Source organism: Roseateles sp. AC306 (assembly GCF_979253795.1).
In genome coordinates this window covers 40,720-60,796 of the sequence record NZ_CEEDEB010000017.1, presented here as the reverse complement: position 1 = coordinate 60,796, position 20,077 = coordinate 40,720, and the positions used below count along the sequence as shown (strand labels likewise).

Here is a 20,077-nt window from a genome sequence, read left to right as displayed (position 1 = left end):
GAACGTCGCCACGTCCTGTCGTGCCAGTGCCGATGACGCTGCGAGCGTCTTCAGCACGGTTGAGCGTACGGCCAGTTCCCGTTCTACGACCAGCGAAAGAGGCTTTGCCGCTTCAAGGGCAACGTCGGAGACGGCAGCTTGCCGTGTCGCGGTAAACCTTGAATGCGGCCTCGAGCGTCAAGCAGTCGATCGGGATGAGGGGTCAAGACCAGAAGGCCCAACCGACTGCGGATAGTCATCAGCGACGTCGGGATGCAGGGGATGGACGGCTACGAGCTGATGAGGACGGTTCGCGCCAAGGAGGCACCGGGCACGTGGGTAGGCTACGCGCTCTTGGCGTGCGTCGTCGCAACGACTTATTGCCAGCAAATTTTCGACGCGGTTCCGTTGGTACTCGTGACCGGCCCCAAGGGCTCGGGGAAATCAGAGCTATCGATTGCGATGGCACGCATCTGCTGCAACAGCCCCGGCGCCATCGGACAGATCTCCGCCGCTTCCATGACACGAATGGTCGACGAAAGCCATGGATTTTGCGTTTTCGACGACTTCGAGAGGCTCAAAACTGAGTCTCAGTTTTCAGAGATCGTTCAGGCACTCAAGCTCAGTTACAAGAAGGAGTCAGCGCGGAAGATCCTGACCGACGTGAACAAAAACAACCAATTGCAGCGAATCAACTTTTATGGCATTAAGTTGATCAACAACACGCTGGGCGTGGACGACATCCTAGGAAGTCGAATGCTCACCATTCACACGCGTGAGATGCCAGCCGGCGAAAGCCTGCCGCGCGGTGGTCGGCTTAATAGTGAGCAGCGAGCGACCCTGCGAGACCACCTGCACGTATGGGCGTTCTCAAACGTCGAGGCGCTCGCCCGGACCTATACAGAAATCTTTCCTGAGGTGTCGACACGGGATGAGGAGATCTTTGCTCCCATTCGTGTCCTTGCTCAACTTAGCGGATCGCAGGCGCTGCAGCGAACAATTGAAGAAGCGCTTGGCGCAACGAGAGATTCGCCTTCCGCATCTTCTGGCGACGCGATGGAAGAAGCGCTTCTGACCATCGCCACCAAGTCGACAGCAGACGACCACCGCGTGCGCGTCGTCGTCACTTTGCTTGAGGTGCAGATGCGCATGCAGCTTCAGCAAGGGCGCCAGTTCGGAAAGGCGCGTACAACTGACGTTGCCGAGATCGAGAGCTCGGAATGGGTGGGTCGCCAGTTCAAGTACAGGTTCACCAATCCGGGGGAGGCAGCCGTCCGGATCGAGATGTACGAGAGAAGCACCCGAGCCTACAAGCTGAGCAACGAGTTCCTGGCTAAGGCCATCTCGAATCTTGGCGTCCCATCCGAAGGCTTGCAGCATGTCAGCGATGCGCGGGCGTTCTGCGCTTCCTGCTCGACCTGTGACTACCAAGATGTATGCGAGATGCGAGAACGCAAACTGCGTTCTGAAGCGAGGCCTGGTCGGCGCCCGGCCGAATAGCAGCATCAGAAAACTGACTGGGCCCTCTCTTGCCGGTCAGTCCGACGACCGGAGGCGGCGTCGCAGGCTGAACTGTCCATACGCAGTGCTGTCATGGGAAAGGCTGTCGACGAGAAGGCTCCAAAGGGCCTGCCGAAAGCCCCGCCTGTTCTCCCGCCGGTTGACTGCCGGATTGGCACCCGGCGGGAGGAAACCGGTGGGGCAAATCTGCATCCGGCAGATGAACCGGTGGCACCTTCACATCAATAAAATCAACGATCCGCGGAGAGTGCTCACTAACAATCGCCTCTTTCTGGCTGATCTCGCGGCATCGTGTTCCCGTTTTCCTCACGGTTTTCTGCAATTCCCAACAGTCTCAGCCGCAATGTTGGGAACGGCGAACAGAAATCCTCCCCGCACCCATCGATAGAAACGTTAGAAGTAGCAGGGCCACTGATGCGCCGCGCGCATCAGTGGCGCCTCTGAATCGGCGCCGGTTGAAGGCTAGTACTCGTCCCGCTCCACCCCCACGTACCCAGGAGCCAGGTTCTCAAACTTGGTGTGCATCCGCTGGAACATGAGCTTGACTGTGCCGACGGGACCGTTACGCTGTTTCGCAATAATGATCTCCGCCACCCCAGGCTCCTTGCACTCATCTTTGGTGTAGTACTCATCACGATAGATGAACATGATGATGTCGGCATCCTGTTCGATCGCGCCAGACTCGCGCAGGTCCGACATCATGGGCCGCTTGTCGGGCCGCTGCTCCACCGAACGGTTCAGCTGCGACAGCGCAATGACCGGGCACTTCAGCTCCTTGGCCAGCGCCTTCAGGCCGCGCGAGATCTCGCCGATCACCGTCGCGCGGTTCTCCTCGCTGGCGCCGCCGTTGCCACTCATCAGCTGCAGGTAGTCGACAACGATCAGCCCGAGCTGGCCGCATATACGCGCCTGGCGCCGCGCGCGGGCGCGCACTTCTGACGGACTGAGACCCGGGCTCTCGTCGATGAAGATGCTGGCCTTGCCGAGCTTGTCGACGGCTTCGGACAGGCGGCCCCATTCGTCGTCCGCCAGTTTGCCGGTGCGCAGGTGGCTCTGGTCGATGCGGCCGATGGAGCCCACCATCCGCAGTGCCAGTTGCGCCGCGCCCATTTCCATCGAGTAGATGACGACCGGCAGGCCCTCGTTGATGGCCACGTTCTCGGCGATATTGACGGCGAACGCCGTCTTGCCCATGGACGGACGGGCCGCCAGCACGATCAGGTCGCCGGGCTGCAGGCCGGCGGTCTGCTTGTCCAGATCGTAGAAGCCGGTGCGCACACCGGTCACGTCCTGGGCGCCGCTCTCGGCCAGTTCGTTGACGCGATCGATCAGCGCCACCACCAGGTTGTCCATGCTCTGGAAGCCCTGGCGGTTGCGCGAGCCTTCCTCGCCGATGCGGAAGATCTTGCCCTCGGCCTCGTCGAGGATCTGCGTGACCGCACGACCCTGAGGGTTCATCGCAGCGGTGGCGATCTCGTCGCTGGTGGCCACCAGCTTGCGCAAGATGGCGCGCTCGCGAACGATCTCGGCATAACGGCGCAGATTGGCGGCGCTGGGCACGCTCTGCGCGATCGAGTTCAGGTAGGACAGGCCGCCGCACTCCTCGGCGCGGCCGACCGAGGTCAGCTCGTCGAAGACGGTGACGACGTCCGCCGGCTTACCCGCGTTGATGAGCTTGCCGATGGCCGCAAAGATGTGTTTGTGCTCAAAGCGATAGAAGTCGCTGTCGGTCAGCAGGTCGCCCGCGCGGTCCCAGGCGGAGTTGTCGATCAGCAGGCCGCCGAGCACGCTGTACTCGGCCTCCACCGAGTGCGGCGGCACGCGCAGCCGCGCGACTTCGTCGTCATGGGGTGCGGAGGAAGAGGTGGGGAAGATCGCGGACATCGCTTGTGGATAAAGCTGTGGACGAACTGGGAACAGACGGTGGACCGGGCGGGAAAACTCGGTCCTGAAAGACAGAAGGCCGAAACCCTGAGGTTTCGGCCTTCGTTGGGTTGTAGCCCTGTTGGGCTACTTCACCATTAGGGCGATTACTCGACCGCAGCCACCACCTGGACGTTGATCTCAACGACCACGTCGGTGTGAGCAGCCACGCCGACCGCGAACTCGCCGACGTTCTTCAGCGGGCCGTTCGGCAGGCGCACCTGCGACTTGGCGATGGCCGTGCCGGCCTTCGTCAGCGCGTCGGCGATGTCGGCGTTGGTCACCGAGCCGAACAGGCGGCCGTCGACGCCAGCCTTTTGGGCGATGCGCACGGTGCTGCCAGCCAGCTTCTCGCCGAGCTTCTGGGCTTCCGCCAGCTTTGCGGCGGCGACCTTTTCCAGTTCGGCGCGCTTGACTGCGAATTCCTTGATAGCGGCTTCGGTCGCACGGCGTGCGGCCTTGGTCGGGATCAGGAAGTTGCGGGCATAACCGTCCTTGACCTTGACGACGTCGCCGAGGTTGCCGAGGTTGGACACTTTTTCGAGCAGGATCACTTGCATGTCGTCAGCTCCTTAGACCTTGTGCTGGTCGCTGTACGGCAGGAAGGCCAGGAAGCGCGCGCGCTTGATGGACACCGTCAGCTGACGCTGGAAGAAGGCGCGCGTGCCGGTCAGGCGAGCGGGCGTGATCTTGCCGTTCTCGGAAACGAAATCGCGCAGCGTGTCGATGTCCTTGTAGTCGATCTTTTCGACACCGGCGACGGTGAAGCGGCAGAAACGCTTACGACGGAACAGCAACGATTGTTGGTTGCGCTTGGGCTTCTTGTCTTTGGAGAAGCGACCTTTACCACGTGGCGGGGGCATAGAGGACCTCTGTTAAATCTATCCGGATTCAATGATTTCCGGGTTCTTGTGGAGCAGCGGGTTCGATCACGGTGACGTGGGCGATGAAGCCCCGGCCGTTGCGCTGGTGGGTCAGGAAACCGCGGAACACCGCGACACCACCGACTCCCAACGCCTGCAACTGCTTGGCCAACTCGCCCACCCCAACCGCCTTGATCTCCAGGGAGACCTTGCGCGGCTTGCCGGCTTCGATGACTTCGGACTCGGCCTTGAGGCTTGCGTCCAGGGCCATCAGCCCGGCGGGTGTGTAGCGAACTTGTCCGAGTTGCTGGATCTGCGCCTGCAGGTGAAGCTGGTTCACGCTAGAGGCAAGCTGCTCGAAAAACCTGGTTCTTTAGCGATGAGCGTCAGCTCAGGCCGCTTCTTGCTGTTGCGGCGGCGCCTTGCGGGCTTCCTCGCGCTCGACGGCCTTCATCATGACCGAGGGGGTCGTGACGGCCTTGTCCTGGACCACGGTGAGGTGGCGCAGCACGGCGTCGTTGAAGCGGAAGCCGGTCTCAAGCTCAGCCAGGATTTCCTTGCTGACTTCGATGTTCAGGCACAGGTAATGGGCCTTGGCGAGCTTCTGGATCTGGTAGGCCAGCTGACGGCGGCCCCAGTCTTCGACCCGGTGCACGACACCACCACCGGTGGTGATCAGGCCCTTGTAGCGCTCCAGCATGGCCGGAACTTGTTCGCTTTGATCCGGATGGATCAGCAGAACGATTTCATAGTGACGCATGTGTACTCCTTGTGGGTTCCAGCCAAGCGTGGTCGGGATGACCTCTCGGCTGAGGAAGCCGCGCCACGGCGTCGACGCGTGGTTACGGCAAGGGGGAACCCAGGATTCTAGCCCGGAAGGGGCGATCGGCCAAATCAGGCCGAGTCAAGGACCTGGTCTGCTGCGCAGCGCGTCAACGAATTCGCGGTCGCGTTGCGTGGGCGCGGCGGTCAGAAAGCTGACCAGCGCCAGGGCCAGCGCGCCGGCCGGCACGCCGAACAGGCCGGCCGAGGCAGGGTGAATGCCCCAGACCAGCGTCGCCGGCCCGGGCAGGCCGATGAGCGCCCGCAGAGACGGGTGGGCGACGAACAGATAGGTCAGGCAGACAAGGAGGCCGGTCAGCATGCCGGCCAGCGCGCCGGCGCGGTTGGCGCGACGCCAAAAGACGCCGGCGACCAATGCCGGGAAGAAGGTCGAGCCGGCGATCGAGAAGGCCGCAGTGACGACGGCCAGGATGTCTGCCGGCCGGCTGGACGCCACCGCCGCCGCAGCCAGAGCCGCCGCCAGCAGCAGCGCCTTGGACAGCGTGACCCGCCGCGTGCGCGAGGCCTCGGGGTTGATGGCCTTGTAGTAAAGGTCGTGGGACAACGCGCTGGAGATGGCCAGCAGCAGGCCGTCCGCCGTGGACAACGCGGCCGCCAGCCCACCGGCGGCCACCATGCCCGAGATGACATAGGGCAGCCCGCCCAGCTCGGGCATCACGAGCATGACAAGGTCGGGGTGCAGGCGCAGCTCGCCCAGTTGCAGCCGGCCGTCGCCATTCAGGTCCACCGCCGACAGCAGCGCCGGGTCGACGCGCTGCCACTGGCGTATCCACGCCGGCAGCTGGTCGAAACTCGTGCCCACCAGACTGTTGAACACCTCCGTCTTCACCATGACGGCCAGCGCTGGGGCGGTGAGGTAAAGCAGGCAGATGAAGACCAGCGACCAGGCCACGGACTGGCGCGCCGTCGCGACCGAGCTTGTCGTGTAGTAGCGCGTCAGCAGATGCGGCAGGCCGGCCGTGCCCACCATCAGGCAGAGCACCAGGGCGATGAAGTTGCGGCGGCCTGCGCTGGCCTGATCACGTTCACTGGGGCTGCCGTCCGGATTGCCGGCAAAGGGCTGCATATGCGGCGCCAGTCCGGAAAGCGGCTGGGCGTACTGGGTCTCGCTGACCAGCTCGCGTCGCCAGCGCTCCTCTGCCTCGGCTGGCGTGACCGGCAGCGCGGCGCGCTGCTTCTCGGCGGCTTGGATCTGCGCAAGGGGCGCGTCCTTCGCCTTCAGTGCCGACACGCTCGCGGCCGCCCTCGCCTGCTCGTCGGCAAGCGCCTTGGGCACATCGGCAAGGCGCGCCGCGGTGGCGTCGGCGCGCTGCTGGTGGATGGCCCGAACCTGCAGTTCGGCCGGGTCGCGGATCAGCTCGCGCTCCCGTTCGGCAAGCTGGTGCAGTTGCTGGCCATAGACGAGCTGGGGCAGTGGCCAGCCGGTCTGCTTCACGCTGAGCCAGATGACCGGCACCAGGTAGGCCAGGATCATGATCAGGTACTGGGCCACCTGAGTCCAGGTGACGGCACGCATGCCGCCCAGGAAGGAGCAGACCAGCACCCCGCCCAGGCCGACGAAGACGCCGACCTCGAAGCCCAGGCCCGTGAGCCGCGTCGTGATCAGGCCCACGCCGTAGATCTGCGCGACCAGATAGACGAAGGACACGAGGATGGCCGCCGCAGCTCCGACCAGACGCAGCGTGCGACTCTGAAATCGCTCGGCGAGGAAGTCCCCGAGCGTGTACTGCCCGAAGCGGCGCAGATAGGGTGCGATGCACAGCGCCACGAGGACGAAGCCGCCGCTCCAACCGAGCACGTAGGCCAGGCCCGCATACCCGCTGGCGTAGAGCGTGCCGGTCAGGCCGATGAACGTGGCCGCGCTCATCCAGTCCGCACCGGCTGCCATGCCGTTGTAGAGCGGCGGCACGCGGCGGCCGGCGACGAAGTATTCGGCCGGGTCGGTGGTGCGGCAGAGGATGCCGATGACGGCGTAGACCGCCACCGTCGCCCCCAGGAACGTGTAGCCGATCCAGGCCTTGGGCAGGCCGCGCTGCTCGGCCAGGCCGAGCGCGATCACCAGCACGATGAAGCTCAGCGCGAAGACGACGTAGCGGCGGTGCAGGTGGTGATGAGGGCGGGCAGACACGGCCGCGATCATGGCAATAAAAAGCCCGGGCTCCCTTGCGGAGAACCCGGGCCGGTCAGCAAAGGCTGCCGCTTATTTGGCGGCGAGGCGCTGCCAGGTCTCGATGACCGTGTCAGGGTTCAGCGAGATCGACACGATGCCTTCTTCGGCCAGCCAGTCGGCGAAGTCCGGGTGGTCGCTGGGGCCCTGGCCGCAGATGCCGATGTACTTGCCGGTGGCGCGGCAGGCGCGAATGGCGCGCGAGATCATGGCCTTGACGGCCGGGTCACGCTCGTCGAAGTCGCCGGCCAGCTGTTCCAGTCCCGAATCGCGGTCCAGGCCCAGCGTGAGCTGCGTCAGGTCGTTGGAGCCTATGGACATGCCGTCGAAATGCTCGAGGAACTGCTCGGCCAGGATGGCGTTGCTGGGCACCTCGCACATCATGATGATGCGCAAGCCGTCGACGCCGCGCTTGAGGCCGCGCTCGGCCAGCATGTCCACCACGCGCGAGGCCTGCTTCACGGTGCGCACGAAGGGCACCATGATCTCGATGTTGTCCAGGCCCATGTCCTTGCGCACGCGCTTGAGTGCCTCGCATTCCATCGCGAAGGCGTCCTGGAACTCGCCGCTGATGTAGCGCGACGCACCGCGGAAGCCCAGCATGGGGTTCTCTTCATCCGGCTCGTAGCGGCTGCCGCCGATGAGCTTGCGGTACTCGTTGCTCTTGAAGTCGCTCAAGCGAACGATGACCGGGCGCGGGAAGAAGGCGGCGGCAATCGTGGCGATGCCTTCGGCCAGCTTGTCCACGTAGAAGGCGCGCGGCGAGGCGTGACCGCGCGCCACCGACTCGACGGCCTTCTTCAGGTCGTTGTCGATGTTCGGATAGTCCAGGATGGCCTTGGGGTGGACGCCGATGTTGTTGTTGATGATGAACTCGAGCCGCGCCAGGCCCACGCCGCCCGAGGGCATCTGCGCGAAGTTGAACGCCAGTTGCGGGTTGCCGACGTTCATCATGATCTTGATGGGGCAGTACGGCAGCTCGCCGCGGTGCACCTCGCTGACCTCGGTCTCCAGCAGGCCGTCGTAGATGTAGCCGGTGTCGCCCTCGGAGCAGGCCACCGTGACGAGTTGGCCGTCCTTCAGCAATTCCGTCGCGTCGCCGCAGCCGACCACGGCCGGGATGCCGAGTTCCCGGGCAATGATGGCCGCGTGGCAGGTGCGGCCACCGCGGTTGGTGACGATGGCACTGGCGCGCTTCATGACCGGCTCCCAGTTCGGGTCGGTCATGTCGGTGACGAGCACGTCGCCCGGCTGCACGCGGTCCATCTCGGCCACACTCTCCACCAGCCGCACCGGGCCGGTGCCGATCTTCTGGCCGATGGCACGGCCCTCGGCCAGCACGGCGCTGTGGGCCTTGAGCTTGTAGGCCAGCTCGACCTGGCCGGCCGCCTGGCTCTTCACCGTCTCGGGGCGGGCCTGCAAGATGTAGATCTTGCCGTCCACGCCGTCACGGCCCCACTCGATGTCCATCGCGCGGCCGTAATGTTTTTCGATGATCAGCGCGTACTGGGCCAGTTCGGTCACTTCGGCGTCGTTCAGCGAGTAGCGGTTGCGGGCTTCGACGGCCGTGTCCACCGTCTTGACCAGCTTGCCGGACGCGGCCTTCTCCTCGGGCGACGCGAACTCCATGCGCAGCAGCTTGGAGCCCAGGTTGCGGCGGATGATGGCCAGCTTGCCCGCCTTCAGCGCCGGTTTGTGAACATAGAACTCGTCCGGGTTCACGGCGCCCTGCACCACCGTCTCGCCCAGGCCGTAGCTGGACGTGATGAAGACGACCTCCTGGAAGCCGCTTTCGGTGTCGATGGTGAACATGACGCCGGCCGAGCCGAGGTCGCTGCGCACCATGCGCTGCACGCCGGCGGACAGCGCCACGTCGTTGTGGGCAAAGCCCTTGTGCACGCGGTAGCTGATGGCGCGGTCGTTGTAGAGCGAGGCGAACACCTCACGCATCTTGTGCAGCACCTCGTCGATGCCGACGACGTTCAGGAAGGTCTCCTGCTGGCCGGCGAAGGACGCGTCGGGCAGGTCTTCGGCCGTAGCGGACGAACGCACGGCGAAGGACACACCGGGGTTGTCGGCGGTCAGTTGCGCGAAAGAGGTGCGGACGCCGGCTTCCAGGTCGGCCGGGAAGGGCTGGTTCTCGATCCAGCCGCGAATCTCGGCGCCGGCCAGGGCCAGCGCGCGGACGTCGTCGGTGTTGAGCGTGCTCAGGCGCGCCGCGATGCGCGCGTCCAGGCCCTCGTGCCGGAGGAACTGCCGGAAGGCGTGCGCCGTGGTGGCGAACCCTCCGGGGACGCGCACGCCGCTGGCGGCGAGCTGCGAGATCATTTCGCCGAGGCTGGCGTTCTTGCCGCCAACGGCCTCGACATCGCTCATCCTCAGGTTCTCAAACGGTACGACCAGGGCGGTCGCCTCGAACAGGGTGGACATGGGGAAACTCCGGGAGGTTGAAAAACCGGTGCCGTCGCGTCGTCCAAGCCCGGTGCCGAGCAGAGATGCTCAAGGCAGGCGCCGCTCCACCCATTTCTGGATTCTTCTAGGAGGGTGTCGGCACGCATGGGCTGATCGCGAGGAATTGGGGCGGATTCTAGGCGGTTCGTACCGGCGTGTAACCGCTGTGCGCTATGCACAATTGCGGCGTGACCACCGACGCCGCAACTGAAGTCAACCCGCATTACCTCGAGCATGTGATCCATACGGCCGAGACCAAGGCCGTCGAAGCCAGCGAGGACATCCTCAGCCACAACGGCATCAAGCTGCTCGCCAAGGGCGCCCAGATCAACGCCCGGGTGCGCGACCGCCTGCTGATGCACAAGCTGAGCAAGCCGCTGGAGGACTGCATCCAGGTCGTCGACGGCGTGATGCCCGAAAGCTTCGGGCCGATCGGCGAGGCGCTGCTGGCACAGCATCCGCTGCTCAAGGCCATCTGCGCCCACGACCTCTACCCCAGCGCGCCGACGACGCTGGCGACGCTCAAGCTCAGCGGGCCGTTGCAGTCGCTGCTGACCGTCTATGCCGAGCACCAGGGCGACCGGCTCAAGCACACCGTCGGCGTGGCCATGCTGGCGCTTGCGCTGGCGCGGCGCATGCTGCCGGGCGAGACCGAACAGCACCGCCTGCTGGCACTGGCCGGCCTCGTGCACGACATCGGCGAGCTCTACATCGACCCGAACCTGATCCGCGCCGGTACGCCCTTCGGCCCGACGGAGTGGCGCCATGTCGCCTCGCACCCGCTGGTGGCAGAGCGCGTGCTGCGCGGCATGGCCGGCGCCGGCAAGGCCGTCGCCCAGGCCGTGCTGCATCACCATGAGCGGCTGGACGGCTTCGGCTACCCGCGCGGCGTGCAGGGCAAGGCGCTGCCGCTGACGGGCCAGATCCTTGCCGCGGCCGAGTGGCTGATGGGACTCATCGAGACGGGGCTGACGCCGATGACGCGCGCCAGCGTCGCGACCAAGCTCATCCCCGGCGAGTTCAGCCGCGAACTGACCGGGGCCATCGCCGCAGCAGCAGCCGAACTGCCGCAACTGGCGCCACGCGCGGAGCCGGACGCCGTCCACGAGGCCATCCCGCGCGTCGTGCACATCGCCGCTGTGCTGCGGCGCTTCACCGAGGCCCGACCCTGGCTGGACGAGCGCATCAAGGCCTCCCGCCCGGCGCTGCGTGCCGTGCTGGAGGCCGCACTGAAACGGCTGCTGCGCATCCAGACCGCCTTCTCCAGCACGGGCCTGGACGCACACGCGCCCGATGAGCTCGTGGCGGTGCTGTCCGAGCAGCGCGACGCCGAGTTGCAGACGGAGCTGATGACCGTCGTGGCCGAGTTGGAGTGGCGCCTGCGCGAACTGGAGCGTGAGTCGATGCTGCGTGCCGGCCTGTTGCCGCCCGCGGAGGTTGCCGTCATGCGGGAGCTGATGGACCGCATCAAGGGCCAGACCTGAGAAGGTCTGTGACTATCATGGCCTCGCTGTTGAACTACGCGAGCCGCTGCCATGATCGCCAGAACCGTCTACTTCGTCTCTGACGGCACCGGCATCACCGCCGAAACCTTCGGCAACTCCATCCTGGCGCAGTTCACGATCAAGGCCCGCCATGTGCGCCGGCCCTTCGTCGACACGGTGGAAAAGGCGCATGCCGTCGTCGCCGAGATCAACGAGACGGCCGTGCGCGAGGGTCAAACCCCCATCGTCTTCGCCACCCTCGTGGATCGCGACGTGCTGAAGATCGTCCGCGAGCACTGCCAGGGCCGCGTGATGGACATGTTCGGCACCTTCATCGAACCGCTCGAGGAGGAGTTCGGCATCAAGAGCAACCACCGTGTGGGCCGCTTTTCCGACATCGCACAGAGCCAGGAGTACCACGACCGCATCGAGGCCATCAACTTCTCGCTGGCGCATGACGACGGGCAGAGCAGCAAGAACCTCGATGTCGCCGACGTCATCCTCGTGGGCGTGTCCCGTTCGGGCAAGACGCCGACGTCGCTCTACCTGGCCATGCAGCATGGCATCAAGGCCGCCAACTACCCGCTCATCCCCGAGGACTTCGAGCGCCGCAAGCTGCCGCCCTCGCTGGTGCCGCACCGGCGCAAATGCTTCGGCCTGACCATCGACCCCGAGCGGCTCTCGTCCATCCGCAACGAGCGACGCCCCGGCAGCAAGTACGCCGACCTGTTGAACTGCCGCTACGAGGTCAACGAGGCCGAGGCCATGATGAAGCGCGACGGCATCTCCTGGCTGTCGTCCACGCACAAGTCCATCGAAGAAATCGCGACGACCATCCTGCGCGACATCCGCCCGGACCGGCTGATGTACTGATGCCGGCCCACGTCCTCGCCCTCGTCCTCACCGCCGCCCTCCTCCACGCGCTCTGGAACGTGGCCGCCAAGAAGTGGGGCGGCGGCCCGCATTTCGTGTTCGCCTGCGCCATCGGTGTGGTGCTGTTCTGGCTGCCGGCGGTGCTGTGGATAGGCCTGGATGAACTGCCGGGCTGGTCCGCGCTGGCATGGGCCTTCGTCGTTGCCAGCGCCGTTGTCCACCTGCTGTACTTCAATTGCCTGATCGCCGGCTACCGGGCCAGCGACCTCACCGTCGTCTATCCCGTCGCCCGCGGCACGGGGCCGCTGCTGTCGGCGACTGCGGCCGTGCTGCTGCTGGACGAGCATCTGGGTGCCCTGGGCGTATTGGGGCTGGCCGGTGTGGTGGGCGGCATCCTGCTCATCACGATGGGCCCGCGCCTGCTGGGCCGGGGCGTGGACCCCGAGGTCACCGCCGCGCTGCGTCGCCGCAGCGGCGTGTACTGGGGCGTGGCCACGGGTGCGCTGATCGCTGGCTACACGGTGCTGGACGGCTACGCGGTCAAGGTGCTGGCCGTGTCGCCGTTGCTGCTGGACTACTGCGGCAACGTGCTGCGCGTGCCGATGCAACTGCCCGTCGTGCTGCGCAACCGGCACAGCTTCAAGGCGGAGATGCGGCGCACCTGGAAGGGTGTGGCGACGGTCGCCGTCATCAGCCCGCTGGCCTATGTGCTGGTGCTGCTGGCCGTGCGCGATGCGCCGCTGTCCCGCGTGGCGCCGGCCAGGGAGGTGTCGATGCTGTTCGCGGCGCTGCTGGGCGGGCAGTTGCTGGGGGAAAAGGAGAAAGGCTGGCGCATTGCCGGTGCCGCGTTGATCGGTGTCGGAGTCATCGCGCTGGCTCTGTAGGCATGGCGACGTCACTCAAAAGACTTGCGGCAGCGATCAGCAACGACCTCAGGTCCAGGTTGAGGGCGGACTCTGATCTGGCTTGGGTTGAGGGCGACGGCGGCCTGCTGGCTGATGTGTCCACCGAAACGCGAGCGAACCTCGTCCTGGACTTCATCGCCGGGCCGCACGCCAGACCCGTTGGCACTTCCTGGGACTATGCGGTCCAGTTCGATACGAAGGAGTTTGGGTACCGTTTTCAAGCGCACGTTCAACTGGAATCAACGGCTGTCGGCGCCACGTCGGCACGGCTCTTTGGCGGCGACGGCGGCTACGAGGCGTTCGCGGTCAAAAACAGCCAGCGCATCTACGGAAGGTTCCTGAAGGCCAGCCCTCTGCAGCAAGTGCTGGCCGTGGATGCGCCCGTCTGCTACGAACTGGTTTGGCCTCTCGTGTCAGAGGCATCGGCCACGCTGACATGCGGCGACTCGATCTGGACCGCCGCGGAAAGCCTGCTGTCCACGGGTGAATGGCAGATCAACCCGTTTGGGCGAATCAGCCTAGCCGTGCTGGCTCGTGGCCCTCACGAGGGCCGCAACTTGGTGGTTGCAGAGATCGAGAAGCTGAGGAACATCGGGCAGCGCTCCGGGATTCGGAGGAACGATGACCTCCTCAGGAACGCGTTGAAGGCCCTCGACGAGGGAAGCTAGGCGCGGTCAGCGCGCGGCCAATTCGCGATAGACGTCGACATAGCATGCCGCAGCCACATCCCAGCCAAAACGTTGCCGCATCGCCGCCGTCCGCACGCGGCCCCAGTATTCCTGCTCGCTCCACAGCGCAAACGCGCGACGAAGCGCGCGGCGATAGGCGTCTGCCGTGAAAGCGTTGAAGACGAAGCCGGTAGCGGTGCCGGCGGCGAGGTCCTCAAGCGTCGTGTCGACGACCGTGTCGCCCAGGCCGCCGACACGGTGCACCAAAGGCAGTGCGCCGTAGCTGAGCCCGTACAGCTGCGTCAGGCCGCAGGGCTCGAAGCGGCTGGGCACCAGCACCACGTCGCTGCCCGCATAGATGCGGTGAGCCAGTCCTTCGTCCATGCCGGTGCGGCGGGCGATCTGGCTGGGGTGTGCGGCGGCGGCGTCACCAAAGGCGGCGTCCAACCGGGCATCGCCGCTGCCGAGGATGACGAGTTGACCGCCGGCGTCGATGAGGTCGTTCAAGGCCTCCAGCACCAAAGGCAGGCCCTTCTGCTCGGTCAGGCGGCTGACGATGCCGAAGAGTGGAACGTCGGGTTGGACGGCGAGGCCGCATTCGCTTTGCAGTGCAGCTTTGCATGCCGCCTTGCCGGCTGCATCGTCGGCGCTGTAGCGGGCGGCGATGGCGTCGTCGTTCTCGGGCGACCAGACGCCGTAGTCGACGCCATTCAGGATGCCGTGCAGCGCAACTGAACGATGGCGCAGCAACCCGTCCAGGCCGCAGCCTTGCTCCAGCGTCTGGATCTCGCCGGCGTAGCTGGGGCTGACCGTGGTGATTGCGTCGGCGAAGTACAGGCCCGCCTTCATGAAGCTGACCTGGCCATAGAACTCCAGGCCGTCAACGGCGTAATGCGTGGGTGGCAAGCCCAGCTCGTTGAACTTGTCGGCTGGGAACAGGCCCTGGTAGGCAAGGTTGTGCACGGTGAAGACCGTTCGCGCCTCGGTGCGGCGGCGCGAGCGGCTGGCGCTCACATGGGCGCAGGCGAGGCCGGCGTGCCAGTCATGTGCATGCACGATCTCCGGCCGCCAGGTCGGGTCCACGCCCTCGGCGAGGCGGGCGGCGGCCAAGCCCAGCAGTGCAAAGCGGCGATGGTTGTCCGCATAGGCCATGCCCGCCGCGTCGGCATAGGGGTTCCCGGGGCGGTCGAACAGGCCGGGCGCGTCGAGCACGTAGACGGCTACCCCAAAGCCCGGCAGCCGGCCGCGCAGCAGCGCCGCCCTGCCCTCGCTCCACGGCAGGGCTACGGGTGCGACGGCGCATTCCTGGTTGAGTGCCTCGCGGATGGCGGGGAAGCCGGGTACGAGCAGACGAGGCTCGGCGCCGGCCGCAGCGAGCGCTGTGGGCAAGGCGCCAGCCACGTCGGCCAGACCGCCGGTCTTCAGCAGCGGAAACAGCTCCGCGCTGACCTGCAGGACCCGCGTCACAACCTGGCCAGCATCTGCTTGGTGATCAGCACGACGCCGTTCTCCGTGCGTTCGAAGCGGGCGGCGTCCAGCGCCGCGTCTTCGCCGACGACGAGGCCATCGGGGATCTCGCAGGCGCGATCGACGATGACCTTGGTGAGGCGGCAGTGGCGGCCGAGGCTGACGCCCGGCAGCAGTACGCTCTGGTGCACATTGCAGAAGGAGCGGATGCGTACGTTGTTGAACAGCACGGACGACACGACGTGCGAGCCGGAAACGATGCAACCGGCGCTGACGATGGCGTTGACGGTCATGCCGTGCATGCCATTGTGGTCGGGGATGAACTTGGCGGGCGGCAGCTGGCGCTGGTAGGTCCAGATGGGCCAGTCGGTGTCGTAGATGTCGAGCTCGGGGCTGATGGAGGCCAGGTCGAGGTTGGCGGACCAGAACGCGTCGAGCGTGCCGACGTCGCGCCAGTAGGGCGTCGCGCCGTTCGGATTCATGATGCAGCTCATGCTGAACGGGTGGGCCACGGCGCGGTCTTCGCTCACGATCTTCGGGATCACGTCCTTGCCGAAGTCGTGGCTGGAGGTCGGGTCGGCGATGTCTTCGGCGAGCAGGCGGTAAAGGTAGTCGGCGTTGAAGATGTAGATGCCCATGCTGGCCAGGCAGACGTCGCTGCTGCCGGGCATGGTGGGGGGGTCAGCGGGCTTCTCCAGGAACGACGTGATGCGGCGGTCGCCGTCCACGGCCATCACGCCGAAGGCGCTGGCCTCCGCCTTGGGCACCTCGATGCAGCCGACGGTGCAGCCGGCGCCGGTGGCGGCGTGGTCGGCCAGCATGCTGGAGTAATCCATCTTGTAGATGTGATCGCCCGCCAGCACGACGATGTACTCGGCTTCGGTGCTCTGGATGATGTCCAGGTTCTGGTAAACGGCGTCGGCGGTGCCGCGGTACCAGCTCTCTTCGTCGACACGCTGCTGGGCGGGCATCAGGTCGACCGTCTCGTTCAGCTCGGCGCGCAGAAAGCTCCAGCCGCGCTGGATGTGGCGCAGCAGCGAGTGGCTCTTGTACTGGGTGACGACCCCGATGCGGCGGATGCCGCTGTTGACGCAGTTGCTCAATGCGAAGTCGATGATGCGGAACTTGCCGCCGAAATAGACGGCCGGCTTGGCGCGCGAGTCGGTGAGCTGCTTGAGGCGGGAGCCGCGGCCGCCGGCCAGCACAAGGGCGATGGCGCGGCGGGACAGCTGGTGCGGCGAGAGTGCGATGGGAGGCATGGGACGACTGCAAGTGGCGGGCTGCCCCCAGTCTGCTTGGGCGACCGCCCCCCCGCCAAGGGGAGTTCCCCGGAAAACTACACCGCGTCGGCCTGAATCAGCGTGGAGGCAGGGCTTGGCACCTGCCGACGCTTCTTGATCCACAAATAGAGCCCGCTGCCGAGCACGAGGACGGTCGCCACGTCGAGCAGGGCCCAGATGATCTTCATCGGCAGGCCGCCGTAGTCGCCAAAGTGAAGCGGCTGCGAGACGAGCAGCGCCGTCAGGTACCAGGGCAGCCGCGGCGCCACGGTCACTTCGGCGCTGCGCGCGTCCACCAGCACCGGCAGCAGCAGCTTGGAGGTCAGCGGCGTATCGCCCTTCATGAAGAAGGTGATGTGATGCGGGCTGGAGAACGCCGTGCCGGGGAAGGCGATGAAGCTCAGCTTGCGGTCCGGCGCGTGGGCCTGCGCGGCGGCCAACGCGAGCTGCAGTGGCGCGCGCTCGGCCTCGGGCACGAGGGCCTTGCTCTTGTAGGGCGCGAGCAGGACGCTGAGCTGGTCGTACTGCCAGTATTTGATGAGCAGGTCGGCCCAGGTGTTGATGACGCCCGTGGCGCCGACGACCAGCGCCCATACCAGCGTGACGATGCCCAGCAGGTTGTGCAGGTCCAGCCAGCGCGTGCGCGGGCCGCTCGCCTGCCGGACCGTGCCGAAGTCGAGCTTGCGCATGAAGGGTGCGTAGAGCACCACGCCGGAGACGATGGCGATGACGAGCAGCAGGCCCATCAGGCCGAGGAAGAGCTTGCCCGGCAGGCCGGCGAAGAGGTCGATGTGCAGCCGCGTCATCCAGTACATGAAGCCCTCGTCGAAGCGGGGCTCGGCGAGCACCTGGGCGCTGCGGCCATCGACGGCCACGGAGCGGTAGTCGTCGGTCGGGTCGGCGGTGGGTGTGAGCGTGACGTACCAGAGGCGGGCGTCTTCGTCGTCGGGCGAGGCGTACTGCACGACGCGGTCCGGGTGGCGTGCGCGGCCGGCGGCGACGATGGCGTCCAGCGGCTGCATGCCAGCGCGGGTCTGCGTCTGCGCCTCCGCCTGGGGCAGCTCCACGGCCTTGCCGGTCAGGTGGGCAATCTCGTGCGCAAAGATCAGCGGCAGGCCGGTGAGGCACAGCAACAGCATGAAGACGGTGCAGACCAGGCTGCTCCACTTGTGCAGCCAGGCCCAAGTGCGCAGCGAACGCGCCGTCATCGCGCCGGGCTCCGCAGGCTGTGGTGCGCCATGACGACCAGCGGCAGGCCCAGCGAGACCCAGGCCCAGGCGTCGCCCCAGTCGTCAGAAACGAGGGCGCTGACAAGCCCGGAGGCGCTGAGGGCGCCCAGGGCGACGGGCCAGGCCCAGACGCGGCGGAAGTGAGCTGACACGAAAAAGATCTCCTGCTGTGGCGTCGTGACAAAGAGGGGCCAACGGCCGAAAGTCTACTTCAATCTACATGCGAGTCATTCTCATTTGCATTTATGATCGCATTTAAATCTTTCCCGCCTCGTTCCTCATGCACAACAAATTCCTGCTCAGCGCCTGCGCGCTCGCCACCCTCGCCATGCTGGCGGATGCGCAGGCCCAGGCCGAAGCGCAGACCGAACGCCGGGCCGAAACCCAGCGGATCGAATCGGTCGTCGTCACCGGCAAGCGCGCCAACCGCATCTCCAAGGGCGCCACCGGCCTGGCGATGGAGCTGAAGGACACGCCGCAGACCATCAGCACCCTCGACAAGGAAGACATCACCAACTTCGGCCTGAGCGGCAGCAACGAGGCGCTGGGCCTGGCCACCGGCATCAACGTCGAGCAGTACGAGACCAACCGCGCGACTTTCAACGCGCGCGGCTTCGAGATCCAGTCGACGCAGCTCGACGGCCTGGGCATGACGAACTCCTGGGGCACCGTGGTCGGCCGGGAGGACACCTTCCTGTTCGACAAGATCGAGCTCATCCGCGGCGCCAACGGGCTGCTGACCGGCGTGGGCAACGCGTCGGGCACGATCAACTACGTGCGCAAGCGGCCCACCAACCAGGACGGCGGCGAGGTCGAGGTGACGATCGGCTCCTGGAACAAGAAGCGCGCCGGGCTGGACTACAACAAGGTGCTGACCGAAGACGGCGCCTGGGCAGGCCGCCTCGTCGTGGCCCACGAGGACAAGGACTCCTACCTGCGCGCCCTGCAGGACAAGCGCACGACGGTCTACGGCGTGGTCGACGGCCAGGTCGGCGAGAACGGCGTGCTGACGCTCGGCATCACCGCCGCCGACGCGAGGCAGAGATCGCCGATGTGGGGTTCGCTGACGCTGATGCGCACCGACGGCACGCAGGCCGATTTCCCGGTGGGTTCGTCCACTTCGCAGGACTGGACCTTCTGGAACACCAGGTCACGCAGCGCCTTCGTCGAGTACGTGCACCGCCTGGGCGACGACTGGGAAGCCAAGCTGACCTACAACCACCGCCACAGCGACGAGGCCACAAAGCTCTTCTATGCCTACACGGCCTTCACGACGCCCAGCCCGCCGCTGAACAACGACAACACCGGCCTGACCAGCTACCCCTACCGCAGCCTCGGCAACAGCATCAACAACACCTTCGACGCCAACCTCAGCGGCAGTTTCTCGGCGTTCGGCCGCAAGCACGGCCTGCTGATCGGCCTGAGCCGCGCCAAGGAAAAGGCCAGCACCGACTACTTCCCCGCGCTGACCAACGCCTTCCAGCCGCTGCCGGCCTTCCCCTACGCCGGCAACGCGAGCCCGGAGCCCGACTGGGGCCCGCGCACCTTCAGCTCGGCCGGCGAGCAGACGCTGACGCGCCTTTACGTCACCTCGCGCCTGTCGCTCAGCGACGCGCTGACCGCCATCGCCGGTGTCAACGCGGCGCGGCTGGAGCGGGGCGGCGGCTCGCGCTACGGCAGCAGCGGGCAGCTGCTCGACCCCAAGACCGAGAAGGTCAGCCCCTACCTCGGCTTCACCTACGACGTCACGCCCGACCTGCTCGGCTACGTGTCCTATTCCGACATCTTCCAGGCGCAGGAGCAGCCCGACATCAACGGCAACATCATTGCGCCGATGAAGGGCGTCAACACGGAGGCGGGCGTGAAGGCGGAATGGTTCGGCAAGTCCCTGCTGACGACCTTCGCCATCTTCTCGGCCAGGCAGCAAGGCCTGGCGACTTCTGCCGGCTTCACCGGGACGGGCAACGACGCGCGGGAGTATTACGAGCCCAAGGACGTGAATTCCCGCGGCTTCGAACTGGAGGCCTCGGGCCGCCTGGGCAAGGACACCAAGCTGACAGCTGGCTACACGCGGCTGAAGCTGACCGGCCCCAACGGCCAGGACATCTACGAATGGGTGCCGCGCAGCACCGTCAACTTGCGCGTGGACACCCGCCTGCCGGCGCTGCCGGCGCTCCGCCTTGGCCTGGCCGCCCGCTGGCAGTCCGACGTCTACAAGATCGGCAGCGCCAGACAGGACGCCTATGTGAGGGCCGACGCCTTCGCGTCCTATGACCTGAACGACCGCGCCACGCTGCGCCTGAACATCAACAACCTGTTCGACAAGAAGGCCGTCGGCGGCCTGGCCTATGGCGCGATCTACACGCCCCCGCGCAACTACGGCGTGTCGCTGAACTACAAGCTCTAGAGGCTGTCGGCCCCTCG

At 66.0% G+C, this 20,077-nt stretch carries 17 protein-coding genes; 6 read left to right on the top strand and 11 right to left on the bottom strand.

Going from position 1 to position 20,077, the window contains the following annotated elements:
- Nucleotides 1-261 precede the first annotated feature (261 nt).
- Complete coding sequence (locus AC0IZJ_RS24695) at nt 262-1,479, top strand: hypothetical protein (protein WP_471854311.1); 1,218 nt, start codon at nt 262-264, stop codon at nt 1,477-1,479.
- Between the two features lie 483 nt (nt 1,480-1,962).
- Here AC0IZJ_RS24695 and dnaB read toward each other — a convergent pair whose 3' ends face one another.
- The 7 genes from dnaB to ppsA form a co-directional block, all read right to left on the bottom strand.
- Entirely contained in the window at nt 1,963-3,384 is a 1,422-nt protein-coding gene (gene dnaB / locus AC0IZJ_RS24690) for a replicative DNA helicase (protein ID WP_471854309.1), read from the bottom strand.
- Between the two features lie 146 nt (nt 3,385-3,530).
- Complete coding sequence (gene rplI / locus AC0IZJ_RS24685; RefSeq protein ID WP_471854307.1) at nt 3,531-3,983, bottom strand: 50S ribosomal protein L9; 453 nt, start codon at nt 3,981-3,983, stop codon at nt 3,531-3,533.
- 12 nt (nt 3,984-3,995) lie between these two features.
- Nucleotides 3,996-4,286, bottom strand: coding sequence for a 30S ribosomal protein S18 (rpsR, locus tag AC0IZJ_RS24680; RefSeq protein WP_348011635.1), 291 nt, complete (start codon nt 4,284-4,286; stop codon nt 3,996-3,998).
- A 28-nt stretch (nt 4,287-4,314) separates the two neighbouring features.
- Nucleotides 4,315-4,626: a primosomal replication protein N gene (gene priB / locus AC0IZJ_RS24675; RefSeq protein ID WP_471854305.1), complete on the bottom strand. Its 312-nt coding sequence runs from the start codon at nt 4,624-4,626 to the stop codon at nt 4,315-4,317.
- A 51-nt stretch (nt 4,627-4,677) separates the two neighbouring features.
- Nucleotides 4,678-5,046: a 30S ribosomal protein S6 gene (gene rpsF, locus AC0IZJ_RS24670; RefSeq protein ID WP_471854303.1), complete on the bottom strand. Its 369-nt coding sequence runs from the start codon at nt 5,044-5,046 to the stop codon at nt 4,678-4,680.
- A gap of 144 nt (nt 5,047-5,190) precedes the next feature.
- Entirely contained in the window at nt 5,191-7,257 is a 2,067-nt protein-coding gene (locus tag AC0IZJ_RS24665; protein WP_471854302.1) for a sodium:solute symporter family protein, read from the bottom strand.
- 72 nt (nt 7,258-7,329) lie between these two features.
- Nucleotides 7,330-9,726: a phosphoenolpyruvate synthase gene (gene ppsA, locus AC0IZJ_RS24660; protein ID WP_471854301.1), complete on the bottom strand. Its 2,397-nt coding sequence runs from the start codon at nt 9,724-9,726 to the stop codon at nt 7,330-7,332.
- Nucleotides 9,727-9,935: 209 nt separating this feature from the next.
- Here ppsA and AC0IZJ_RS24655 point away from each other — a divergent pair, with 209 nt between their 5' ends.
- Genes AC0IZJ_RS24655 through AC0IZJ_RS24640 form a run of 4 tightly spaced genes read left to right on the top strand, consistent with a single transcriptional unit; the run spans nt 9,936 to nt 13,677 of the window.
- The gene (locus AC0IZJ_RS24655) at nt 9,936-11,231 is read left to right on the top strand and encodes an HD-GYP domain-containing protein (protein WP_471854300.1); all 1,296 of its coding nucleotides are present in this window, start codon (nt 9,936-9,938) and stop codon (nt 11,229-11,231) included.
- Nucleotides 11,232-11,282: 51 nt separating this feature from the next.
- Nucleotides 11,283-12,104, top strand: a complete 822-nt coding sequence (ppsR, locus tag AC0IZJ_RS24650) for a posphoenolpyruvate synthetase regulatory kinase/phosphorylase PpsR (protein WP_471854299.1) — start codon at nt 11,283-11,285, stop codon at nt 12,102-12,104.
- Nucleotides 12,104-12,988: an EamA family transporter gene (locus tag AC0IZJ_RS24645; RefSeq protein WP_471854297.1), complete on the top strand. Its 885-nt coding sequence runs from the start codon at nt 12,104-12,106 to the stop codon at nt 12,986-12,988. Before ppsR ends, AC0IZJ_RS24645 begins: the two co-directional genes overlap by 1 nt.
- A 2-nt stretch (nt 12,989-12,990) precedes the next feature.
- Nucleotides 12,991-13,677, top strand: a complete 687-nt coding sequence (locus AC0IZJ_RS24640; protein ID WP_471854295.1) for a hypothetical protein — start codon at nt 12,991-12,993, stop codon at nt 13,675-13,677.
- Nucleotides 13,678-13,683: 6 nt separating this feature from the next.
- Here the strand turns inward: AC0IZJ_RS24640 and glgA are convergent, their stop codons facing one another.
- From glgA to AC0IZJ_RS24620, 4 genes are all read right to left on the bottom strand, one after another.
- Nucleotides 13,684-15,144 carry a glycogen synthase GlgA gene (gene glgA, locus AC0IZJ_RS24635; protein ID WP_471854294.1) on the bottom strand — a complete coding sequence of 487 codons (1,461 nt, stop codon included), beginning with the start codon at nt 15,142-15,144 and terminating at the stop codon, nt 13,684-13,686.
- Nucleotides 15,141-16,403, bottom strand: a complete 1,263-nt coding sequence (glgC, locus tag AC0IZJ_RS24630) for a glucose-1-phosphate adenylyltransferase (protein WP_471854291.1) — start codon at nt 16,401-16,403, stop codon at nt 15,141-15,143. Before glgC ends, glgA begins: the two co-directional genes overlap by 4 nt.
- Nucleotides 16,404-16,480: 77 nt before the next feature.
- Nucleotides 16,481-17,632: a PepSY-associated TM helix domain-containing protein gene (locus tag AC0IZJ_RS24625; protein WP_471854289.1), complete on the bottom strand. Its 1,152-nt coding sequence runs from the start codon at nt 17,630-17,632 to the stop codon at nt 16,481-16,483.
- A complete protein-coding gene (locus AC0IZJ_RS24620) occupies nt 17,629-17,805 on the bottom strand; it encodes a hypothetical protein (protein ID WP_471854288.1) in 177 nt (58 codons plus the stop codon). The genes AC0IZJ_RS24625 and AC0IZJ_RS24620 overlap by 4 nt, the downstream gene beginning before the upstream one ends.
- A gap of 128 nt (nt 17,806-17,933) precedes the next feature.
- Between AC0IZJ_RS24620 and AC0IZJ_RS24615 the strand changes: the two genes are divergently transcribed.
- Entirely contained in the window at nt 17,934-20,060 is a 2,127-nt protein-coding gene (locus tag AC0IZJ_RS24615; RefSeq protein ID WP_471854286.1) for a TonB-dependent siderophore receptor, read from the top strand.
- Nucleotides 20,061-20,077: the final 17 nt, after the last annotated feature.

Bases quoted from the DNA above. Each gene is read 5' to 3' on its own strand.
- AC0IZJ_RS24625 (WP_471854289.1), bottom strand. From the start codon at position 17,632: ATGACGGCGCGTTCGCTGCGCACTTGGGCCTGGCTGCACAAGTGGAGC.
- glgC (WP_471854291.1), bottom strand. From the start codon at position 16,403: ATGCCTCCCATCGCACTCTCGCCGCACCAGCTGTCCCGCCGCGCCATC.
- dnaB (WP_471854309.1), bottom strand. From the start codon at position 3,384: ATGTCCGCGATCTTCCCCACCTCTTCCTCCGCACCCCATGACGACGAA.
- rpsF (WP_471854303.1), bottom strand. From the start codon at position 5,046: ATGCGTCACTATGAAATCGTTCTGCTGATCCATCCGGATCAAAGCGAA.
- ppsA (WP_471854301.1), bottom strand. From the start codon at position 9,726: ATGTCCACCCTGTTCGAGGCGACCGCCCTGGTCGTACCGTTTGAGAAC.
- rplI (WP_471854307.1), bottom strand. From the start codon at position 3,983: ATGCAAGTGATCCTGCTCGAAAAAGTGTCCAACCTCGGCAACCTCGGC.
- AC0IZJ_RS24615 (WP_471854286.1), top strand. From the start codon at position 17,934: ATGCACAACAAATTCCTGCTCAGCGCCTGCGCGCTCGCCACCCTCGCC.
- AC0IZJ_RS24695 (WP_471854311.1), top strand. From the start codon at position 262: ATGGACGGCTACGAGCTGATGAGGACGGTTCGCGCCAAGGAGGCACCG.
- AC0IZJ_RS24645 (WP_471854297.1), top strand. From the start codon at position 12,104: ATGCCGGCCCACGTCCTCGCCCTCGTCCTCACCGCCGCCCTCCTCCAC.
- ppsR (WP_471854299.1), top strand. From the start codon at position 11,283: ATGATCGCCAGAACCGTCTACTTCGTCTCTGACGGCACCGGCATCACC.
- AC0IZJ_RS24640 (WP_471854295.1), top strand. From the start codon at position 12,991: ATGGCGACGTCACTCAAAAGACTTGCGGCAGCGATCAGCAACGACCTC.
- rpsR (WP_348011635.1), bottom strand. From the start codon at position 4,286: ATGCCCCCGCCACGTGGTAAAGGTCGCTTCTCCAAAGACAAGAAGCCC.